At 61.8% G+C, this 17826-nt stretch carries 17 protein-coding genes; 1 reads left to right on the top strand and 16 read right to left on the bottom strand.

Annotation, left to right across the window (positions count from 1 at the left end; all coding sequences use genetic code 11):
• Positions 1-139: 139 nt before the first annotated feature.
• The 10 genes from H9642_RS15130 to H9642_RS15085 form a co-directional block, all read right to left on the bottom strand.
• A complete protein-coding gene (locus H9642_RS15130) occupies positions 140-580 on the bottom strand; it encodes a hypothetical protein (RefSeq protein WP_251837294.1) in 441 nt (146 codons plus the stop codon).
• 84 nt (positions 581-664) lie between these two features.
• A complete protein-coding gene (locus H9642_RS15125) occupies positions 665-1324 on the bottom strand; it encodes a suppressor of fused domain protein (RefSeq protein ID WP_251837293.1) in 660 nt (219 codons plus the stop codon).
• Between the two features lie 296 nt (positions 1325-1620).
• Positions 1621-2373 (bottom strand): SDR family oxidoreductase, encoded by a 753-nt coding sequence (locus H9642_RS15120; protein ID WP_251837292.1) that lies wholly within the window; start codon positions 2371-2373, stop codon positions 1621-1623.
• 47 nt (positions 2374-2420) lie between these two features.
• Positions 2421-3545 carry a zinc-dependent alcohol dehydrogenase family protein gene (locus tag H9642_RS15115; protein WP_251837291.1) on the bottom strand — a complete coding sequence of 375 codons (1125 nt, stop codon included), beginning with the start codon at positions 3543-3545 and terminating at the stop codon, positions 2421-2423.
• A gap of 87 nt (positions 3546-3632) precedes the next feature.
• Complete coding sequence (locus H9642_RS15110) at positions 3633-5066, bottom strand: aldehyde dehydrogenase family protein (protein ID WP_251837290.1); 1434 nt, start codon at positions 5064-5066, stop codon at positions 3633-3635.
• Positions 5063-5767, bottom strand: coding sequence for an ABC transporter ATP-binding protein (locus H9642_RS15105; protein ID WP_251837289.1), 705 nt, complete (start codon positions 5765-5767; stop codon positions 5063-5065). The genes H9642_RS15110 and H9642_RS15105 overlap by 4 nt, the downstream gene beginning before the upstream one ends.
• A gap of 14 nt (positions 5768-5781) precedes the next feature.
• Positions 5782-6522, bottom strand: a complete 741-nt coding sequence (locus H9642_RS15100) for an ABC transporter ATP-binding protein (RefSeq protein ID WP_251837288.1) — start codon at positions 6520-6522, stop codon at positions 5782-5784.
• Positions 6519-7463: a branched-chain amino acid ABC transporter permease gene (locus tag H9642_RS15095; protein WP_251837287.1), complete on the bottom strand. Its 945-nt coding sequence runs from the start codon at positions 7461-7463 to the stop codon at positions 6519-6521. The genes H9642_RS15100 and H9642_RS15095 overlap by 4 nt, the downstream gene beginning before the upstream one ends.
• Positions 7463-8359, bottom strand: coding sequence for a branched-chain amino acid ABC transporter permease (locus H9642_RS15090; RefSeq protein WP_251837286.1), 897 nt, complete (start codon positions 8357-8359; stop codon positions 7463-7465). Before H9642_RS15090 ends, H9642_RS15095 begins: the two co-directional genes overlap by 1 nt.
• Entirely contained in the window at positions 8359-9681 is a 1323-nt protein-coding gene (locus H9642_RS15085) for an ABC transporter substrate-binding protein (RefSeq protein WP_251837285.1), read from the bottom strand. Before H9642_RS15085 ends, H9642_RS15090 begins: the two co-directional genes overlap by 1 nt.
• Positions 9682-9962: 281 nt before the next feature.
• Here H9642_RS15085 and ada point away from each other — a divergent pair, with 281 nt between their 5' ends.
• Positions 9963-11045 carry a bifunctional DNA-binding transcriptional regulator/O6-methylguanine-DNA methyltransferase Ada gene (ada, locus tag H9642_RS15080; protein ID WP_251837284.1) on the top strand — a complete coding sequence of 361 codons (1083 nt, stop codon included), beginning with the start codon at positions 9963-9965 and terminating at the stop codon, positions 11043-11045.
• 234 nt (positions 11046-11279) lie between these two features.
• Here the strand turns inward: ada and H9642_RS15075 are convergent, their stop codons facing one another.
• From H9642_RS15075 to H9642_RS15050, 6 genes are all read right to left on the bottom strand, one after another.
• Positions 11280-12296, bottom strand: a complete 1017-nt coding sequence (locus H9642_RS15075; protein ID WP_251837283.1) for a TRAP transporter substrate-binding protein — start codon at positions 12294-12296, stop codon at positions 11280-11282.
• 152 nt (positions 12297-12448) lie between these two features.
• Positions 12449-13270, bottom strand: coding sequence for an HpcH/HpaI aldolase/citrate lyase family protein (locus H9642_RS15070; protein WP_251837282.1), 822 nt, complete (start codon positions 13268-13270; stop codon positions 12449-12451).
• Between the two features lie 98 nt (positions 13271-13368).
• Positions 13369-14574 (bottom strand): CaiB/BaiF CoA transferase family protein, encoded by a 1206-nt coding sequence (locus H9642_RS15065; RefSeq protein WP_251837281.1) that lies wholly within the window; start codon positions 14572-14574, stop codon positions 13369-13371.
• 79 nt (positions 14575-14653) lie between these two features.
• Positions 14654-16006, bottom strand: a complete 1353-nt coding sequence (locus H9642_RS15060) for an MmgE/PrpD family protein (RefSeq protein ID WP_251837280.1) — start codon at positions 16004-16006, stop codon at positions 14654-14656.
• Positions 16003-16395: a VOC family protein gene (locus H9642_RS15055; RefSeq protein WP_251837279.1), complete on the bottom strand. Its 393-nt coding sequence runs from the start codon at positions 16393-16395 to the stop codon at positions 16003-16005. Before H9642_RS15055 ends, H9642_RS15060 begins: the two co-directional genes overlap by 4 nt.
• Positions 16396-16532: 137 nt before the next feature.
• Positions 16533-17696: an acyl-CoA dehydrogenase family protein gene (locus tag H9642_RS15050; protein ID WP_251837278.1), complete on the bottom strand. Its 1164-nt coding sequence runs from the start codon at positions 17694-17696 to the stop codon at positions 16533-16535.
• Positions 17697-17826 lie beyond the last annotated feature (130 nt).

The raw sequence follows: 17826 nt of genomic DNA, 5'->3' as shown, positions 1-17826 counted from the left end.
CCTCCCTGCGATTTGAATGGGTGCGAGCGTATCAGTCGGTGCAGAGGCTGGCAGCAGGTTTTTCTACAGCCTCAACGATTAGCTAAGGGGCCGGTGTTAGCCGGTCCCAAGGAGCGCAGCGACCGTCTTAAGCGTATTGTTATAAATCCCGCAGTGGACTGTATATTCCGAAACTTTCAATAATATCATCTTTGGATTGGAGGTCGTGATTGAAAGTAGAAAGCCCTATGCTTCGCGCCTCTACGCCGTATACGCTAATCTCGAAACGAATATTTTTGAATTCTAAAATCTCACTTAATTTTCGGACTGTTAACAGCTTTGCTTGGACACCATAGATTTCATATTCAATTTGCTGATTCTCGCCATTGAAGATCTCGATGTGTTTAGTAATTCCTTCGGAATCGTAGTGCGCAATGAAACCAGCCAGCCCACAATGATCTGAGCGAAACTTGGACTGATCAGTTTTAAAGAAGCTCGAGTAAACGTATCTGTAAGCCTCTTGAATAGAATCTCGATGCATTCCGATTTTTACTGGACCTGCTCCTACACCCGGCTCAATTTCTACGTAATTCTTACTCAAATGCAAAACCTCTAACTTATAACGTTTGAATTCACCGGACTGTGCGGCTTGCCGCGCAGGTCCGGTGGAATGAGTGGTTATGTTTCATAGCTGAATCTGCGCTCGCCTAGGTTGGGTAATGGGATAGGCACCGTGCGCCTCCAGCGCAGCGATAAGAGTTACCGTGCTAGTGGCTTTGGCGTAGTCTCGCTCTCCCTCCGTTATTCCCACAGCGTGCAAAAAGTCAAACTTTCCGGAGGCGAGTTGTGCCCACGAGGCGTAGTGCGTTGGTTTGGCGATGGCCAAGAAACGGAGGCTCGACTCTTCGGTTCCGTCGATTGGCCCTCCGGTCGGGACACGGTGACCATAATCAAGCCCAGAGAACTCTCCGAACCGGCCATGACAAGCCAGGACGTGATAAACCAAAAGGCGCTGTAATACTCGGATAGGCCAATCGCTTTGTTCAGGCGACTCGATTACAAGCTCGACGCCAAGCCACGAATACGAGGCTGGCTCATATTCATTTGGCTCAGATTCCCAAGGTGTTGAGCCGCCAGAAGACACGTAGAGCCAAGAGTTTCGCTCGGGCGTTGGAGCGAACTCAAAAACCCCAAGATGGAGCCAACGTGGATCGACGTCGCGCTGGTCGAAGATATTATTGAACAGCTCGAAGTTCAGAGGAAAGATCCCTCGGCGCTGAGCTCCGAACAGGCGAGGATAAAGTGTCTCCTCTCGGTACTCCCAAACTTCCTCAAGTGAACTCACGATGCTTCCCCGATGAAACATAACAGTGATTAGATGGAGGTCTTCTGTAATGGAATTAGACCGAGGTCTGCATAACTACGAAAATTATTCGTCACAGCCCTACTCCGATCTGTTAAAAATCAACGACTTACGAACCTTGCTGCGGGTTAGACCGAACGCCATCTAATTCCTGTAGGGCCAAACCCTGCGATGGCAGGACGCTACTATTTATCCCCCGTGGCTGTCCACCCACAAAAAAGCCCGGCCTGGAGAATGCAGGTCGGGCTTTTTGGTGGGCGACAACAGCCGCGGGCGGGTTACACCACGCGACCGCCGTCTACCGGCAATTCCACGCCATTCAGGAAGGCAGCATCGTCGGTGGCCAGGAACACCGCCACGGCGGCGATATCGCTGGGTTTGGCCATGCGACCCAGCGGAATGGTGGAAACGAACTTGGCGCGGTTTTCCGGCGTATCGGGCATGCCCATGAAGTCTTCCAGCAGCGCGGTTTCACCCATCACCGGGCAGATGTTGTTGACGCGGATGCCGTCCGGGCCTAGCTCGACCGCCAGGGACTTGGACAATAGGTTCACCGCGCCCTTGGAGCCGTTGTACCAGGTCAGTCCTGGGCGCGGGCGAATGCCGGCCACCGAGCCGACGTTGATGATCGAGCCGGTGCCCCGTTCGCGCATCAGCGGCACCACGGCCTTGACCATGTGGAAGATGGATTTCACGTTGACGGCATACACGCGATCGAAGGTGGCTTCGTCGACGTTCATCAGCGGCTGGTTACGGTGCGTGGTGCCGGCATTGTTGACCACGATGTCGGGCACACCGAAGGCGTCCACGCAGGCTTGCACGGCGGCCTGCACCTGCTCGCCGGAGGTCACGTTGCAGGCCACGGCGAGGGCGTTGTCGCCCAGTTCGTCGGCCAGGCGCGCGGCGCCTTCGTAGTTGATGTCGGCGAGCACCACCTTGGCGCCCTCCTCGATGTAGCGACGGGCGATGCAGGCACCGAAACCGCTGGCGGCGCCGGTGACGATGGCAATTTTATTCTTGAGCTGTGCCATGGGTTTTCTCTTTTTATATGGGTGAAAAAAATCTGCTGTGAATTTGGTTAGAACACGATCAGATCACGCAAGCTGCTGCCCGTGGCCAGGCTGTCGAAGCCGCTGTTGATGTCTTCCAGCGCCAGGCGCCGGCCAATCAGCCGGTTCACCGGCAGGCGGCCGCTGGCATACAGGCCGAGGTAACGCGGTACGTCGCGGGCCGGAATGCACGAGCCGATGTAGCTGCCCTTCACCGTGCGTTCTTCGGTGGTCAGGCTGACCTGCTGCAAGGGCCAGCGGTCCTGGGGATGCGGCAAACCGGCGGTGATGGTGGTGCCGCCCCGGCGGGTCGCCCCATAGGCCAGCTCCATGGCCGGCACCGAGCCGGCAAACTCGAAGGCGAAATCCACCCCGCCCTGGGTCAGCTCGCGAATTTTTGCCACGGCGTCGGGATCACGCGCATTGACTGCATGGGTCGCTCCCAACGACAGCGCCAGGTCCAGCTTGCTCTGGTGGACATCCACCGCGATCAAGGGGTTGGCACCCGAAGCCCGAGCACCGAGCAGTGCGCTCAGGCCCACGCCGCCCAGGCCGACCACCAACGCCGAAGCGCCGGGCGAGACCTTGCCGGTGTTGACCACCGCGCCCATGCCGGTGAGCACGGCGCAGCCAAACACGGCGGCTTCCACCGGATCGATATCGTCACTGATCGGCACACAGGAGCGCGCCGACACCACCGCATGGTCAGCAAACGCCGACACGCCGCAATGGTGGTTCACGGCCACCGAGCCCTGGCTCAGGCGGCGGCCGCCTTCAAGCATCTCGCCCTTGCCATTGGCTTCCGCGCCCGGCTCGCACAAGGCCGGACGGCCTTCCATGCACGGCACGCAATGCCCGCAACTGGGCACGAACACCAGCACCACGTTCTGCCCGGGGCGTACGTTTTTTACCCCTGGGCCCACTTCCAGCACCTGGGCACTGGCCTCGTGACCCAGCGCCATCGGCACCGGGCGCGGACGCACGCCGGTAATGACTGACAGGTCGGAATGACACAGGCCGGCGGCGATCATTTTCACCAGCACTTCGCCCGGTCCGGGCGGTGCCAGATCCAGTTCTTCAATCTGAAGCGGGCGGCTTTCGGCATAGGGCGCCGTCAGCCCTGACTCTCGCAATACTGCAGCACGGATTTTCATTCTTGGAATTCTCTGCGGGTTAGCCCTGGGTTCTTCTTGCGCACCGGCCTGAGTTGCCAGAAGCCGGTGCGCACTCGCTAACAGACATTAGCCGTGGTGGCTGACTACGGTCTTGGTGACGCTGAACTCTTCCAACGCCAGAAAGCCCTTCTCGCGGCCATGGCCACTCTTGCGTACACCGCCGAACGGCAACTCGACACCGCCACCCGCGCCATAACAGTTGATGAACACTTGGCCGGCTTCCAAACGCTTGGCCAGGCGCTGTTGACGGGCGCCGTTCTCGCTCCAGATCGCCGCCACCAGGCCGTACTCGGTGCCATTGGCCAGGGCGACGGCATCGTCTTCGTCATCAAACGGCATGGCGGCCAGCACAGGACCAAACACTTCTTCCAGCGCCAGTTTGTGATCGCGCGGCACCGGGCCGAACAGCGTCGGCGCCACGTAATAGCCCTCGGCAGGCAGGTTGGCATCCAGCACGCCTTCGGCCAGCACCGGCAGGCCGGACTCCTTGACCTCGGCAATGAAGCGTTGCACCCGCTCGAACTGCGCACGGGTAATGATCGGCCCGCAGTCCGGCGAGGTTTCCGGGGCGCCGACGCGAATCTCGCGAAAGCGTGCGGCCACCCGCTCAATCACCTGGTCATAAATCTCGCGCTGCACCAGCAGGCGGCTGCCGGCCGAGCAGGTCTGCCCAGCGTTCTGGATGATGGCGCCGACAATGATCGGCACCGCCTTGTCCAGATCGGCATCGGCAAAGACGATCTGCGGCGACTTGCCGCCCAGTTCCAGCACACATTTGACGTGGTTGCGCGCCGCTGCCGTCTGGATTTCCACGCCGACTTGCGGCGAACCGGTGAAGGTAATCAGGTTGATATCGGGATGCGCCGCCAGCGCAGCGCCCGCTTCGCGGCCGTAGCCGGTGACGATATTCAACGCCCCGGCCGGCAGTCCGGCGGCGCTGGCCAGTTCGGCAAAACGCAGCGAGGTCATGCAGGCATCTTCGGCCGGCTTGACCACCGAGGCGTTGCCCATGGCCAGGGCCGGCGCGATGGTGCGCCCGAGCATCTGCGCTGGGTAGTTCCAGGGAATGATGTGGCCGACCACGCCGTAGGCCTCGCGGACCACGTTCACGCTATAGCCGGACAGGTAGGGAATCACCTGGCCGTGCAGCTTATCTGCCGCGCCGCCATAAAACTCGAAGTAGCGCGCCAGCGCCTCCATGTCCTTGCGCGCCAGGGCCAGCGGCTTGCCGGTGTCCTTCGCCTCGATGGCGGCCAGCTCGTCAATGTTGTCCAGCACGCTCAAGCCGATGCGCACCAGAATGCGCCCTCGCTCCGTGGCGCTCAGTGCGCCCCATTCACCCTGCACCGCAGCACGCGCGGCACGCACTGCCAGGTCGATATCTGCCGCCTGACCACGGGCAATTTCCGCGTAGGCCTCGCCGGTAGCGGGCGCATAGACCGGAATCGATTCGGGGTTGGAAGCCGACTGCCAGCCACCACCAATAAACAGCTTGCTCATGGGTAAGCCTCTATAAAGGGAGAAGAAGATGTGCTGATGGGCGCCGCGTCGGGCAACAACGCCCCACGCTCGATATGCAGGGTGCGGTCTTGAACATCCTTGAGCAGGCTGCCGTTTGACTCGGTGATCACAATGCACAGCTCGGGCACCCTGCTCTGCAAGCGCTTGAGCGCCTCGCTGTATTGCGTGGCCAAGGCAGGCGCCAACCCCTGGAATGGCTCGTCGAGCAGCACCAGTCGCGAGCCGATCATCAAGGCTCGGCCCAGGGCCGCCATCTTGCCCTGCCCACCGGAGAGCGCCGCGCCGGAGCGCGGAAGCATGTCGCGCAACTGCGGCACCACGTCAAGGGTCAGCGCCAGACGCTCATCCACCTGTGCCTTGCTGAAGCCTGCCACCTGACAGGGCAGGCGCAGGTTTTCCTCGACGCTCAGCGTCGGGAACATCACCCGCTCCTGGGGCGCATAACCAATTCCCAACTTGGCCCGGCCGTAGTCGGGCACCCCGGCCAAGTCACAACCGTCGAATAGAATGCGGCCTTCGCGCAGCTTGATCAGGCCCATGATGGCGCGCAGCAAGGTGGTCTTGCCTGCGCCGTTGCGCCCCACCACCGCGTTGATCGAACCTTGCGGCAAGTCGGCGCAGATGTTGCGCAGGACCGGGGCACGCACGATGTCGGCGCTGAGATTTTCGAATTGCAGCATGTTCGCCTCCTCGTTCAGATACCCAGCACTTCGCGCTGCACGGTGGGGTCGGCAAGCACCGTCTCGGGGTCGCCGTCGGCCGCGATGGCACCGGAAATCCAGGCGGCCACGCGGGTGGCGTAACGCCGCACGATGTCCACGTCGTGTTCGACGAAGATGGCGGTGACCTTCTGCTCGTCCAGGGCGCGCATGAGGATCGCCATCACGTCGTGCTTTTCTTCGGTGGACACGCCACTGGTGGGCTCGTCCATGATCAGCAGACGCGGTTGCAGCATCAGCGACATCGCCACGTCGAGCAGCTTGCGCTGCCCTTCCGGCAGGTTCGAGGCAGGCTCGTGCTGACGCTCGGTCAGGCTGACCAACTCCAACACGCGGTCCACCTCGCGCCGGTTGGCACTGCCGCTCAGCGCCTGCAGCAGCGGCAGACGCGTCTCGCGGGCCATGCCGGCCAGTTCCAGCGACTGACGCACACTGTGGTCGAGAAACAACTGCGGCAACTGGAACGAGCGCGCCATGCCCCGCCGGACGATATGTCGCGGCGGCTGGCCGGTGATGTCCTGGCCGTCGAACTTCACCGTGCCGGCATTGGGTTTCAGCAGCCCGGTGCAGATGTTGATAAAGGTGGTCTTGCCGGCGCCGTTCTGGCCGATTACCGCCAGACGTTCGCCTTCATCCAGGCGGAAGTCGATCTTGTCGGCCACCACCAGTCCACCGAAGGCCAGGGTCAGCCCTTGGGTTTCAAGGAGCGCACTCATGCTTCACCTCCCAGCGCGGGACGACGCTTCTTGAGCAGGCCGATCAAGCCATCGGGCAGGAAGTAGATGATCACGATCAGCGTGGCCCCCAGCACCAGTTGCCAGGCACCGCTGACCAGAGCCGCGGCGTACAGCTTGAGGAATTCATACAGCAGCGCGCCGACGAACGCCCCGACCGCATGCCCGGAGCCGCCAAGAATGGCGATGAACACGAACTCGCCCGAGCGCAGCCAGTAACCCATTTCCGGCGTGACCAGGCCCTGCGACAAGCCGAACAGTGCACCGGACAGCCCGCACAGTGCGGCCGACAGCACATAGCCCTGCCAGAGGATTTTCTTGGCCGAAACACCGAGGTATTCCAGGCGCGTCTCGTTGCTCTTGATCGCCGCCAGGGCCTCGCCGGCACTGGAGCGGAAGTAGCGCTGAACACCCCAGATCACCAGCAGTGCCGCGATGACCACAAACACCAGCAAGCTGGTTTCGAACGCACTGCGCCCCAGGTCGAAGCCCATCAGGCTGGGCCGCTCCACACGCATGCCATCGGTACCACCGGTCAAGCTGTAGAACTTGCCGAGCACGGTGAACAGCACCATGGAGATCGCCAGGTTGAGCATGCCGAAGAAGATTTCCCGGTAACGCACCACGAAAGCGCCGATCAACATGCCGGCGACCACGCTGACCAGCGTGCCGAGCACGATCAGCAGCATGCCGTCGAGCCCCGGATACCGCTGGCCGAGGAAGGCCACCGTGTAACCGGAGATGCACGCATACATGGCATGGCCGAAGGAGATCTGCCCGGCGCGCAGCAGCACACCGATTCCCAACGCTGCCAAGCCGTAGCACAGGCCCAGGATCAGCGGGATTTTCAACCAGGGGAAGGCACTCGCCAGCCCCAGGATGACGACGGACGCAATCGCCGCCGCAATGAGTGAATAACGCATCAGATTCTCCTAGCCTGAGCCACGGTGAACAGCCCCTGCGGGCGCACCAGCAACACCGCGACCATGATCACGTACGGCATGACCACTTCCAGTTCCGGCATCAAGTAGACACAGAAGGAGCGCGACAGGCCGATCATCAACGCGGTGATCAGCGCACCCGAGATCTGCCCCAGACCCGCACTGGCAACGACGGCAAAGGACAGCACGATCATGTCCGCACCGATGCCCGGCACCAGCGAGGTGGTCGGCGAGGCGAGCGCGCCGCCCAGCGAACCGAGCATGGCGCCAACCACGAAGGTCAGGTAGGCAATACGCTTGGCATTGATGCCCAGCGCGGTGGCCACTTCCCGGTCATGGGTGACGGCAATGATCTGCCGACCGCTCAGCGTGTGGTTGAGGAACCAACGCAGCAGCAGGTACACGCCCAGGGCAGCGCCCGGCACGAACAGCAGCTGGTAGTTCATGTACACCACGCCAAGCAGCTCGGAGGTGCCCATCTGGTTGACCACGTCCGACACGAAGTACGGCTGGGTCCCCCAGATCATCCGCTGCAGATCCTCGAAGATCATGAAGGCGCCGAAGGTCACCAGCAGTTGCAGGATCGGGTCACGATCCTGGAACCGCCGCAGCAGCAGCATCAGCACCGTGCCGAGCACGATGCCGACGGCAATCGCGCCCCCGATCAACACCGCCAGCGAGGACAGGGCGGAATCTCCGCCCAGCCAGAGCCCGAGCGTGGCGGCGGCATAGCCGCCGCACGCATACAGACTGCCGTGCGCTACGTTGAGGATGCGTACCACGCCGAAGATGAACGTCAGCCCCAGCGCCACCAGAAAGAGCAGCCCGGCATAGGACACTCCATCGAGCAGCGCGAGGATGAAAATATCCGTGCTCATCACTGCAGTCCTGCGGTTTTCTGATCAACGAATTGCACCTGATCAAGCAGGGCTGGCGTCAGGGTCTTCACCCACTCCAGGGTCTTTTCGCCGGGCGGCGTAGTGACCATGTCGGCAGGAATAATCACGATGTCCTTGAGCACGCGGAACTTGTGATCCGGGCTTGAGGTGGTCACGCCGAACAGCTGCGACTCCAGACCCTGGCCATCTTCCGGACGGATGGTGACCGGACTGGTCAGACCGCGAAACTCCAAACCGCGAAACGCCTCGGCCAATTGCTCCTTGCTCGGCCATTGACCGTCGTTGGCCTCGATGGCCTTGTCATAGGCGGCGCTCATGCCCTCCAGAGCCTGCACCATGTGGTACACGGAGTAGATCGGGTAGTTGCCGGTGCGCGCGTGGAATTTCTTTACGAAATCCTGGTGCTTGGGATCCTGCGCGTACTGCGGGTGCAGGAAGTAGTGGTCGCCACGGGCGCCAATCAGCACACCTTCGGGCAGGGTGTTGCCCAGGCTCTGCAGCGAGGTTTCGCCTAGGGCCAGGTAGAACTGAGAGGTGCGCAGCAGGCCGCGCTGGCTGGCCTGGCGGACGAAGGTGTCCAGGTCGCCACCCCAGGAGGTGGACAGTACGACGTCAGGACGCAGCACCTGCAGACGGCTGACTTCCGCCGAGAAGTCCGGGGCGCCGAATTTCGGGAACAGCTCGGCAACCACCTTCACATCAGGTTTCAACACCTTGAGCGTGTGGCTGAAGATTTCCCAGGATTCACGCCCCCAGGCATAGTCCTGGTTGACCACCGCGATGGTCTTGAAATCCGGGTTGACCTTGAGCAGGTAGAGCACGCTGGCGACCATCTCGGTCACGGCGTTGGCCTGGGTACGGAACACGTACTGGTAATTGCCATCCAGCGCCCTTTCGGTGCCGCAGTCCCAGAGGATGTTGACCACTTTGAGGTCTTCGGCCACTGGCGCAAGGGTGTTGCAGTTGCCGCTGGAGATGGACGCGAGCATCAACCCGGCGCCCTGCTCCTGTACCACACGGCGGAACTCGGAAAGCAGACGGTCGCTGCCGACGCCCTCATCGATGAAGATCGGCTTGACCGGCACGCCATGCAGGCCGCCCTTGGCGTTGAGTTCTTCGATGTAGAGTTCCGCGGCCGCCTTGGCCGGCATGCCGAACACCGAGGCGGAGCCGGACATGAAGGTGCTGATGCCGATTTTCAGTTCGGTGGGTTTTTCTGCCTGGGCAAACGCCGGCAGAGCGGAGAGGGAGGACAGTGCGAAGGCGAGCAGGGTCGCCCGCAAGACGGGAGCTTTTGACATGATTGTTGCCTCTTGCGGCTATTGTTTTTGTACTGACGCATCAGCAACTTACAACCCAGAAAAGTATTCCGAGAAGCTGCATTTAACAAAGCCAGCGTTCGGCTTGGGTGAACGCCAAACGTGGTGAACCCACGCTCCGAACGGCGCTCCGACCCATGAAAATCGCCACGCTCGACTGCCTTTTGCCACCGGCCACGAAAATTCAACCGCAAGATCCGGAGTTTTTGCGCTTGCGGTGGACCTTATTCTGAGGCTGTCATTTGTCTTTCCAGGAGCTGCTCATGACGTCCAACGCTCTCTCGGCCTACGCCACCGACGACCTGCGCTGGCAAGCCGTCCAGGCCCGCGACCTTAATGCTGACGGGCACTTTGTCTATGCCGTGCGCACCACGGGGGTGTATTGCCGCCCCAGCTCCTCGGCTCGCCGGCCCAAACGCGAGAACGTCGAGTTCTTTGCGTCGGCCCAGGCCGCCGAGGCAGCGGGCTATCGCCCCAGCCGCCGCGCCAAAGGCGATCAGACCAGTGCCGCCGCCGGTCGCGCCGACTTGGTGGCGCAGGCCTGCCGCCTGATCGAAGCCTCGGAAACACCGCCCAATCTCGACCAATTGGCAGCACAGATCGGTTTGAGTCCATTTCACTTCCAGCGCCTGTTCAAGGCGGAAATCGGCCTGACTCCCAAGGCCTACGCCTCAGCCTACCGGGCCCGAAAACTGCGCGAGGAACTCCACGCCCCGAATGCCTCGGTGACAGACGCAATTTATGGAGCAGGCTTCAGTTCCAACAGTCGCTTTTATGAAATATCCGACCAGCTGCTGGGCATGCAGGCCCGCGATTACCGGACCGGCGGTGCAGGTTCAGCGATCCGTTTCGCGGTGGGTCAGTGTTCGCTGGGCGCCATTCTGGTTGCGCAAAGCCAGCGCGGCATCTGCGCCATTCTGTTGGGAGACGACCCTGAAGTACTGGTGCGCCAGGTGCAGGATCAGTTTCCGAAAGCCCGGCTATTGGGTGCCGATACAGCGTTCGAACAACTGGTCGCGCAGGTGGTGGGCTTTATCGAGGCGCCCTCACTTGGTCTGAACTTGCCACTGGATGTACGCGGCACGGCCTTCCAGGAGCGCGTCTGGCAGGCCCTACGCGCGATTCCGCCAGGCACCACGGTGAGCTATGCGGAAATCGCCGAGCGCATTGGCGCTCCCGGGGCCGTACGGGCCGTGGCCCAGGCCTGTGGTGCCAATCGCCTCGCGGTGGCCATCCCCTGCCACCGCGTAGTGCGCCGCAACGGCGATATTTCCGGCTACCGCTGGGGCGTGGAGCGCAAGCGCGAACTGCTCAAGCGCGAAGCCGGACACCGCGATACGACATAAGGCGAGCTCGTTGCATAGCTGATACCCAGGATGGGCTGAGGTCCGCGCTTGCTTCAAGTCCACCCGGTGGACATGCCAATCCCCATCAGCGTCAAAGCCACTCGCTGGCTATCGCTGCGTTCACAGGCACGGGTGCCTGGCCGTTGAACCGGCCCTACGACGCAGGAACAGCAACACCGCGCAAAAAAAAGCCCGCAGTATGCCTGCGGGCTTTTTCGCCTACGGACTCAGTGCTTACTGGTTGGCTGCCAGCGGCGCTTCTGGCTGGTTGGAAGCCACAGCGGCCTCGATCAGGTCCTTGCCGATTTCGTTTTCGAACTTCTTCCACACCGGCTTCATTGCTTCACGCCATTCGTTGCGCTGCTCAGCGGTCAACTCGATGATCTGGCTCGTGCCGGCCTTGATGATGTCCGCACGGGCGGCACGGTTCAGCTCATCGGCTTGCTTGTTCACTTCCACCGAAACATCAGCCATGACGTCGCTCAGCTCGGTGCGGATGTTTTCCGGCAAACCGTTCCAGAACTTGGTATTGGTGATCACCATATAGTCGATAGCGCCGTGGTCAGAAGCCGTGAAGTACGGCTGCACTTCGTGGACCTTCTGGCTGTAGTAGTTCGACCAGGTGTTTTCGGTACCGTTGACCACGCCGGTCTGCAGGCCCTGATAAACCTCGGCGAAGCTCATCTTGCGCGGATTGGCGCGAATCGCCTTGAACTGCTCGTCCAGGACGTTGGAGGCTTGCACGCGGAACTTCAGACCACGGGCATCCTTGGGCAGGTGCATCGGCTTGTTGGCCGACAGCTGCTTCATACCATTGTGCCAGTATGCCAGGCCGGTGATGCCCTTGCTTTCCATGCTGCGCAGTAACTTCTGACCTTCCGGGCTGGCCTGGAAGCGGTCAACGGCATCGATGTCGTCGAAGATGAACGGCAGGTCGAAAATCTGGATCGACTTGGCGTAGGGCTCGAACTTGGCAAGCGACGGGGCCAGCATGTGTACATCACCCAGCAACAGCGCTTCCATTTCCTTGCCGTCGCCGTACAGCGACGAGTTCGGATAGACCTCGACCCGTACCTGCCCAGGCAGACGCTCTTCGGCGAGCTGCTTGAACAGCAGCGCGCCCTGCCCCTTGGGCGTGCTGTCGGCCACCACGTGGGCGAACTTGATGATGATCGGATCGGCAGCCTGGGCCAGGCCGGCGACGGACAGGGAAACAGCGCAGGCCAGGGCCTTAACAGTGAGTTTCAACATTTTCTACCTCATTATTTTTATAAAGATTGTGGAAGCGTTGGGAACAGCATTGCCGTCCTTGGATAGTCGTGCTTCTCCTCTGTGACTGAATGGGAAACAGCGGCTTGGGCACCGGTTTCACTCCTGAAGCCGTTCCTGCCGATGCCGTAATGTCACGCTCGACCGGCGCGTTGCAACAGAAGCCGCGCCCGGCCAATCACCGGCGCATCGATCATCTGCCCGTCGATCACAAACACCGCGTTGCCCTCGGCGAAACCAGCCATCACCCGCTCGGCCCACTCCAGTTCGTCGGCGCCGGGCATCAGGGTTTCATGGACCACCGCAACCTGGCTCGGATGGATGCACAGCAGCCCGCCAAAACCCATATCGCGGGCATCGGCCGTGGCCTGCGCCAAACCGTCGAGGTTCTTGAAGTCGGGGAACACGCTGTCCAGCGGCGCGGCCAAGTCGGCCAGACGGCTGTGCAGCAGCACCTGGTAACGCGCCTGATCGAGCATTCGTTCGGCCGCTGCCGAGCCGTTGGCCAACCCCAGGTCAAGGCCCAGGTCCAGCGCGCCAAATGACAAACGCTCGATTCCCGGCACCTGAGCGATGCTTTCCAGGCGGTGCAAGCCCAGCGCACTTTCGACGATGGGCCATACCGGTTTGCCGGTGCCCACCGCGCGCGCGACCTGGGCCGCGCTTTCCACCTTGGGCAGCAGCACGCCGATCACATTCGGGTAAAGCTCGCAGAGTTCAAGATCCGCGGCATGCTGGGCATGCTCGGCGGCGTTGATGCGCACGAAGACCTTCGACGTGGGGTTGTCACGCAAAAACTGATCGAGATTGGCACGAGCCTCGACCTTGAGCGCCTCGGCCACTGCATCTTCCAGGTCGACGATCACCACGTCGGCCCCCGTGGCGATAGCCTTGGGAATGCGCTCCGGACGCGTCGCCGGAACGAACAGGGCGGAGCGGATAATGCTTGGGTTCATGAAAAATCCCTTCACTCGCGGGGTGGGCCTAAGCCCACCCGATAGTCGGTCACGCTACAGGGGCAGCAGGTTGGAGCCCACCCCGACATGTTAATGAGTCAAACCGCACCTTGCTCGCGCATACGCTGGACATCAGTGCCGGTGTAACCCAGCTCGGCGAGCAGGCTGTCGGTGTGCTCACCGAGGGCTGGCACCGGGTCCATGCGCGGCGTAAAGGCAGTGTTCTTGCCCGGCGGCAGCAACGCCGGAATCATGCCACTCGGGCTACCGACGTCCGTCCAGCGCTGGCGCGCCTTGAGCTGCGGATGAGCCCAGACCCCAGCCATGTCGTTGACATGGGCGTTGGCGATCGGCGCCGCGTCCAGGCGGGCAATCACTTCGTCGGCGCTCAGTGTGGAGAACGACTCGACAATGATGGCGCGCAATTCGGCGCGGTTTTCCGAGCGCTTGAAGTTGGCCGAGAAACGCTCGTCACGGGCCAACTCCGGTTGCAGCAGAACCTTGTCACAGAAGGCCAGCCACTCGCGCTCGTTCTGCAAGCCGAGCATTACGGTGCCGCCGTCGCCGGTGGGGAACGGCCCGTACGGGTAAATCGTGGCGTGAGCAGCGCCGGCGCGTGGCGGCGGCGTGGCGCCCTGGTAGGCGTAATACAGCGGGTAGCCCATCCACTCCACCAGGCTTTCCAGCATCGACACGTCCACGCGACTGCCTTCGCCGGTCTTGTCACGCAGCATGAGTGCCGAGAGCACGCCGGTGTAGGCGTACATGCCCGCCGCGATATCGGCGATCGAGCAACCAGCCTTAGCCATCTCGTCCTCGCCCGGACCGCCGGTGACCGAGAGGAAACCGCCCTCACTCTGGATCAGCAGGTCGTAGGCTTTCTTTTGCTCATAGGGGCCGCCTTCGCCATAGCCGGAGATGTCACACACGATCAAGCGCGGGAAACGCTCGTGTAGGGCTTCGAAAGACAGCCCCATGCGCGCCGCGGCGCCCGGCGCCAGGTTCTGCACCAGCACATCGGCCTTGGCCAAGACCTGTTCGAGCACACCCATCGCTTCGGCCTGCTTGAGGTCCAGGGTCAGGCTTTCCTTGGAGCGGTTGGTCCACACGAAGTGCGAGGCCAGGCCATCGACACGCTCGTCGTAGCCACGGGCAAAGTCGCCGGAACCGGGACGCTCGACCTTGATCACCCGCGCGCCCAGATCGGCCAGTTGCCGGGTGCAAAACGGCGCGGCGATGGCGTGTTCCAGGCTGACCACGGTGATGCCGTCGAGAGGACGGATGTTGTTGTTTTGTACGTTCATGTCCGTTTCCTGTTGATTACCGGCGCAGGGCAAATGTGCGGTTACCACATTTGTCCTGTGCCCTGGCGGGCTTATCGCCTCAGGCCAATTCGCTCAAATCCATCAACTGGCGCAAGCGCCAGCACTTGTCGATCAGCACGCCCGCCTCGTCATCGCTGCGTGCGCCGGAGAACGCCAGCAGGCGGCGAAATTTGTCTTCCAGCTCGGCGCGGCTGAGGGTGTTGCCCGGATCGCCCTTGGGTTCATCGATGGAACCGCTCAGCGTGCGACCGTCCACCGTGGTGACCTTGACGCGGCCCAGCCAGCGTTGCGGGTAGGCGCTATCGACTTCTTCGTCGAGCGCCATGCGTACTTTCTCGCGAAACGCCCCGATACGCGGGTCGGTCAGCGAATGCTGGTGGAACTCCGGCAGCCCAGCCTTGCCGTACACGGCGATCAGCCCGAGCACGGTACCCATGGAGAACTTGGCCTGGTGCACGGTCTGCGGGACCACCACACGGCCGAGCACGTCGATGCCGCCCTGGTGCACACGGGTGGTGACACTGGCGATGTCGTCAGCGCTGAGGTTTTCACGCTGCATCAAGGCAAGCAGCGCATCGGCGGCCGGATGGGTGTGGCGGCACGAGGCGTGGAACTTGAACGAGGTTTCGATCAGCGCCCAGCGGCTGCCCAGGCGATCCGACAGCCAGGCCGGGTTGGCATCGCTGGACATCCCGGCGGCCATGCCCTGCTCGCCTTCGAGAATGTTCTTCGCGCCGCTCAGCCCTTCGGCAGTCATGTACGCGGCCAGCAAGCCATCGGCCGCTGCCTTGGCAGTGTGCAGCTGCTTGGAATCCGCCGCGTCGCGCAGGAATTCCCACAAACCCGCGGCCTGGGTGCCGGCACTGCCGAGCAGGTTGGTGAACTGCTCCTGGTTGAAATTCATCAGCTTGCCGACGCTCACCGCCGCCGCCAGGGTGCCCACCGTGGCGGTGGTGTGGAAGATGCGGTAGTGCGAACGACCGAGGAATTCGCCGATGCGAATGCCGGCTTCATAGCCGGCCACGGCGGCGACAATCAACTCGCGGCCGGATTTGCCCAGATCCTGGGCTGCCGCCAGGACGGCCGGAAAAACCACGGTGGCCGGGTGCAGTACGGAGCTGTTGTGCAGGTCGTCCTGCTCCACCAGATGCGAACTGGCGCCGTTGACCAGCGCCGCGAAATACGCGGAGCTGGACTGGCCGTTGACCAGGATGTGCGCCGGGCCAGTGGCAGGCCCCATCATCGCCGCGTAGCGCTCGAACAGCGGGATCGGGTGCGCGCCCTGGCTGGCCAGAGCCGAGCCCAGCCAGTCGAGAAACAGATCTTCGGTACGGCTGATAACGGCTTCGGGCAACTGCTCGTAACGCAGGCCTGCCAAAAACTCAGTGAGCGCTTGAGTGTGCTGACTCATACAGCGTTCTCCACAGGATTCGAAAGTTCGATGAGGTTGAGGTCTGGGTCAAACAGGTAGATTGAGCGGATCGGTCCCATGGCGCCGGTGCGCTTGACGGGACCTTCCAGGATGCTCACGCCCTGGGCGTGAATATGCTCGATAACTGTTTCCAGCCGGTCTTTGACGATAAAACACAGGTCAGCCGAACCCGGCAGCGGAAAGGACGCCTTGGGCTCAAATTCAGCGCCCAGTTGATGCAGATTGATTTTCTGGTTGCCAAACGCCAGGGCATTACGGCCCTGGCCAAACACGACCGGTTGCATGCCCAGCACCCGACTGTAGAAATCGAGGCTCTTGGGGATATCACGCACCGTGAGTACCAGATGATCGAGATGGCTGATCTGCATGCTTGTCTCCGAATATTCAACGTGGATAACGACACCGTTATCCACTGTCCGGGTTACAGCTCTACCGTTGTCACGTGCCGCAAACACTTCGTAGGGTGGAGGTCGTTTTCTACTTCCACCTCGACTCCGCTGGGTGGTTAGAAGGAGCGCGGCAGATCCAGCAAATGCTCCGACACATACGACAGGATCAGGTTGGTGGAGATCGGCGCCACCTGGTACAGACGGGTCTCGCGGAACTTGCGCTCGACGTCGTATTCGCAGGCAAAGCCGAAACCGCCGTGCGTCTGCAGGCAGGCGTTGGCCGCTTCCCAGGACGCCTTGGCCGCCAGGTACTTGGCCATGTTGGCCGCGGCACCGGCGTTGCGACCGGCGTCGTATTCTTCACAGGCGCGCCAGCGCATCAGGTCGGCGGCTTCGATCTCGATGTGCGCTTCGGCAATCGGGAACTGCACGCCCTGGTTCTGGCCGATCGGGCGACCGAACACTTCGCGGTCACGGGCGTATTGGGCGGACTTCTCGATGAACCAGCGGCCGTCACCGATGCACTCGGCGGCGATCAGGGTGCGCTCGGCGTTCAGACCGTCGAGGATGTAGCGGAAACCCTTGCCTTCTTCGCCGATCAGGCTGCTGGCGGGGATTTCCAGGTTGTCGAAGAACAGCTCATTGGTCTCGTGGTTGACCATGTTGGCGATCGGCTGCACGGTCAGGCCGTTGCCGATGGCTTCGCGCAGATCGACCAGGAAGATCGACATGCCGTCGACTTTCTTCTTCACCTCGGCCAGCGGCGTGGTGCGGGCCAGCAGGATCATCAGGTCGGAGTGCTGGACACGCGAGATCCACACCTTCTGGCCGTTGATGATGTACTTGTCGCCCTTCTTCACCGCCGTGGTCTTGATCTTGGTGGTGTCGGTGCCGGTGGTCGGCTCGGTCACCGCCATGGACTGCAGGCGCAGCTCGCCGCTGGCCAGCTTGGGCAGGTAGTAGCTCTTCTGTTCCTCGCTGCCGTTACGCAGCAGGGTGAACATGTTGTACATCTGGCCGTGCACGGTGCCGGAGTTGCCGCCGCAACGGTTGACTTCTTCCAGGATGATCGAGGCTTCGGCCAGGCCCAGGCCCGATCCGCCGTACTCTTCCGGAATCATCGCCGACAGCCAGCCGGCTTCGGTCAACGCCGCCACGAACTCTTCGGGGAAGCCCTTGGCTTCATCGATCTTGCGCCAGTATTCGGCAGGGAACTCGGCGCAGAGGGCGCGCACGCCTTCACGGATGGCGTTGTACTCTTCGTTCAGATTCGGATTCATTACAGCTCCTCGATTCTTGTCGTTGTGCTGGATGACGTAGGGTGGATGTCGTTTTCTACATCCACCGAAACTCCACACGGTGGATCGATAAAACGTGATCCACCCTACGCCGCCCTAGATAAAGTGATGG

Origin of the sequence: Serpens gallinarum (genome assembly GCF_014836765.1) — a bacterium.
In the GTDB taxonomy this organism is placed as follows: Bacteria; Pseudomonadota; Gammaproteobacteria; order Pseudomonadales; family Pseudomonadaceae; genus Serpens; species Serpens gallinarum.
Note: the sequence above shows the minus strand (reverse complement) of the source record. Positions and strands in the feature narration are given on the sequence as shown.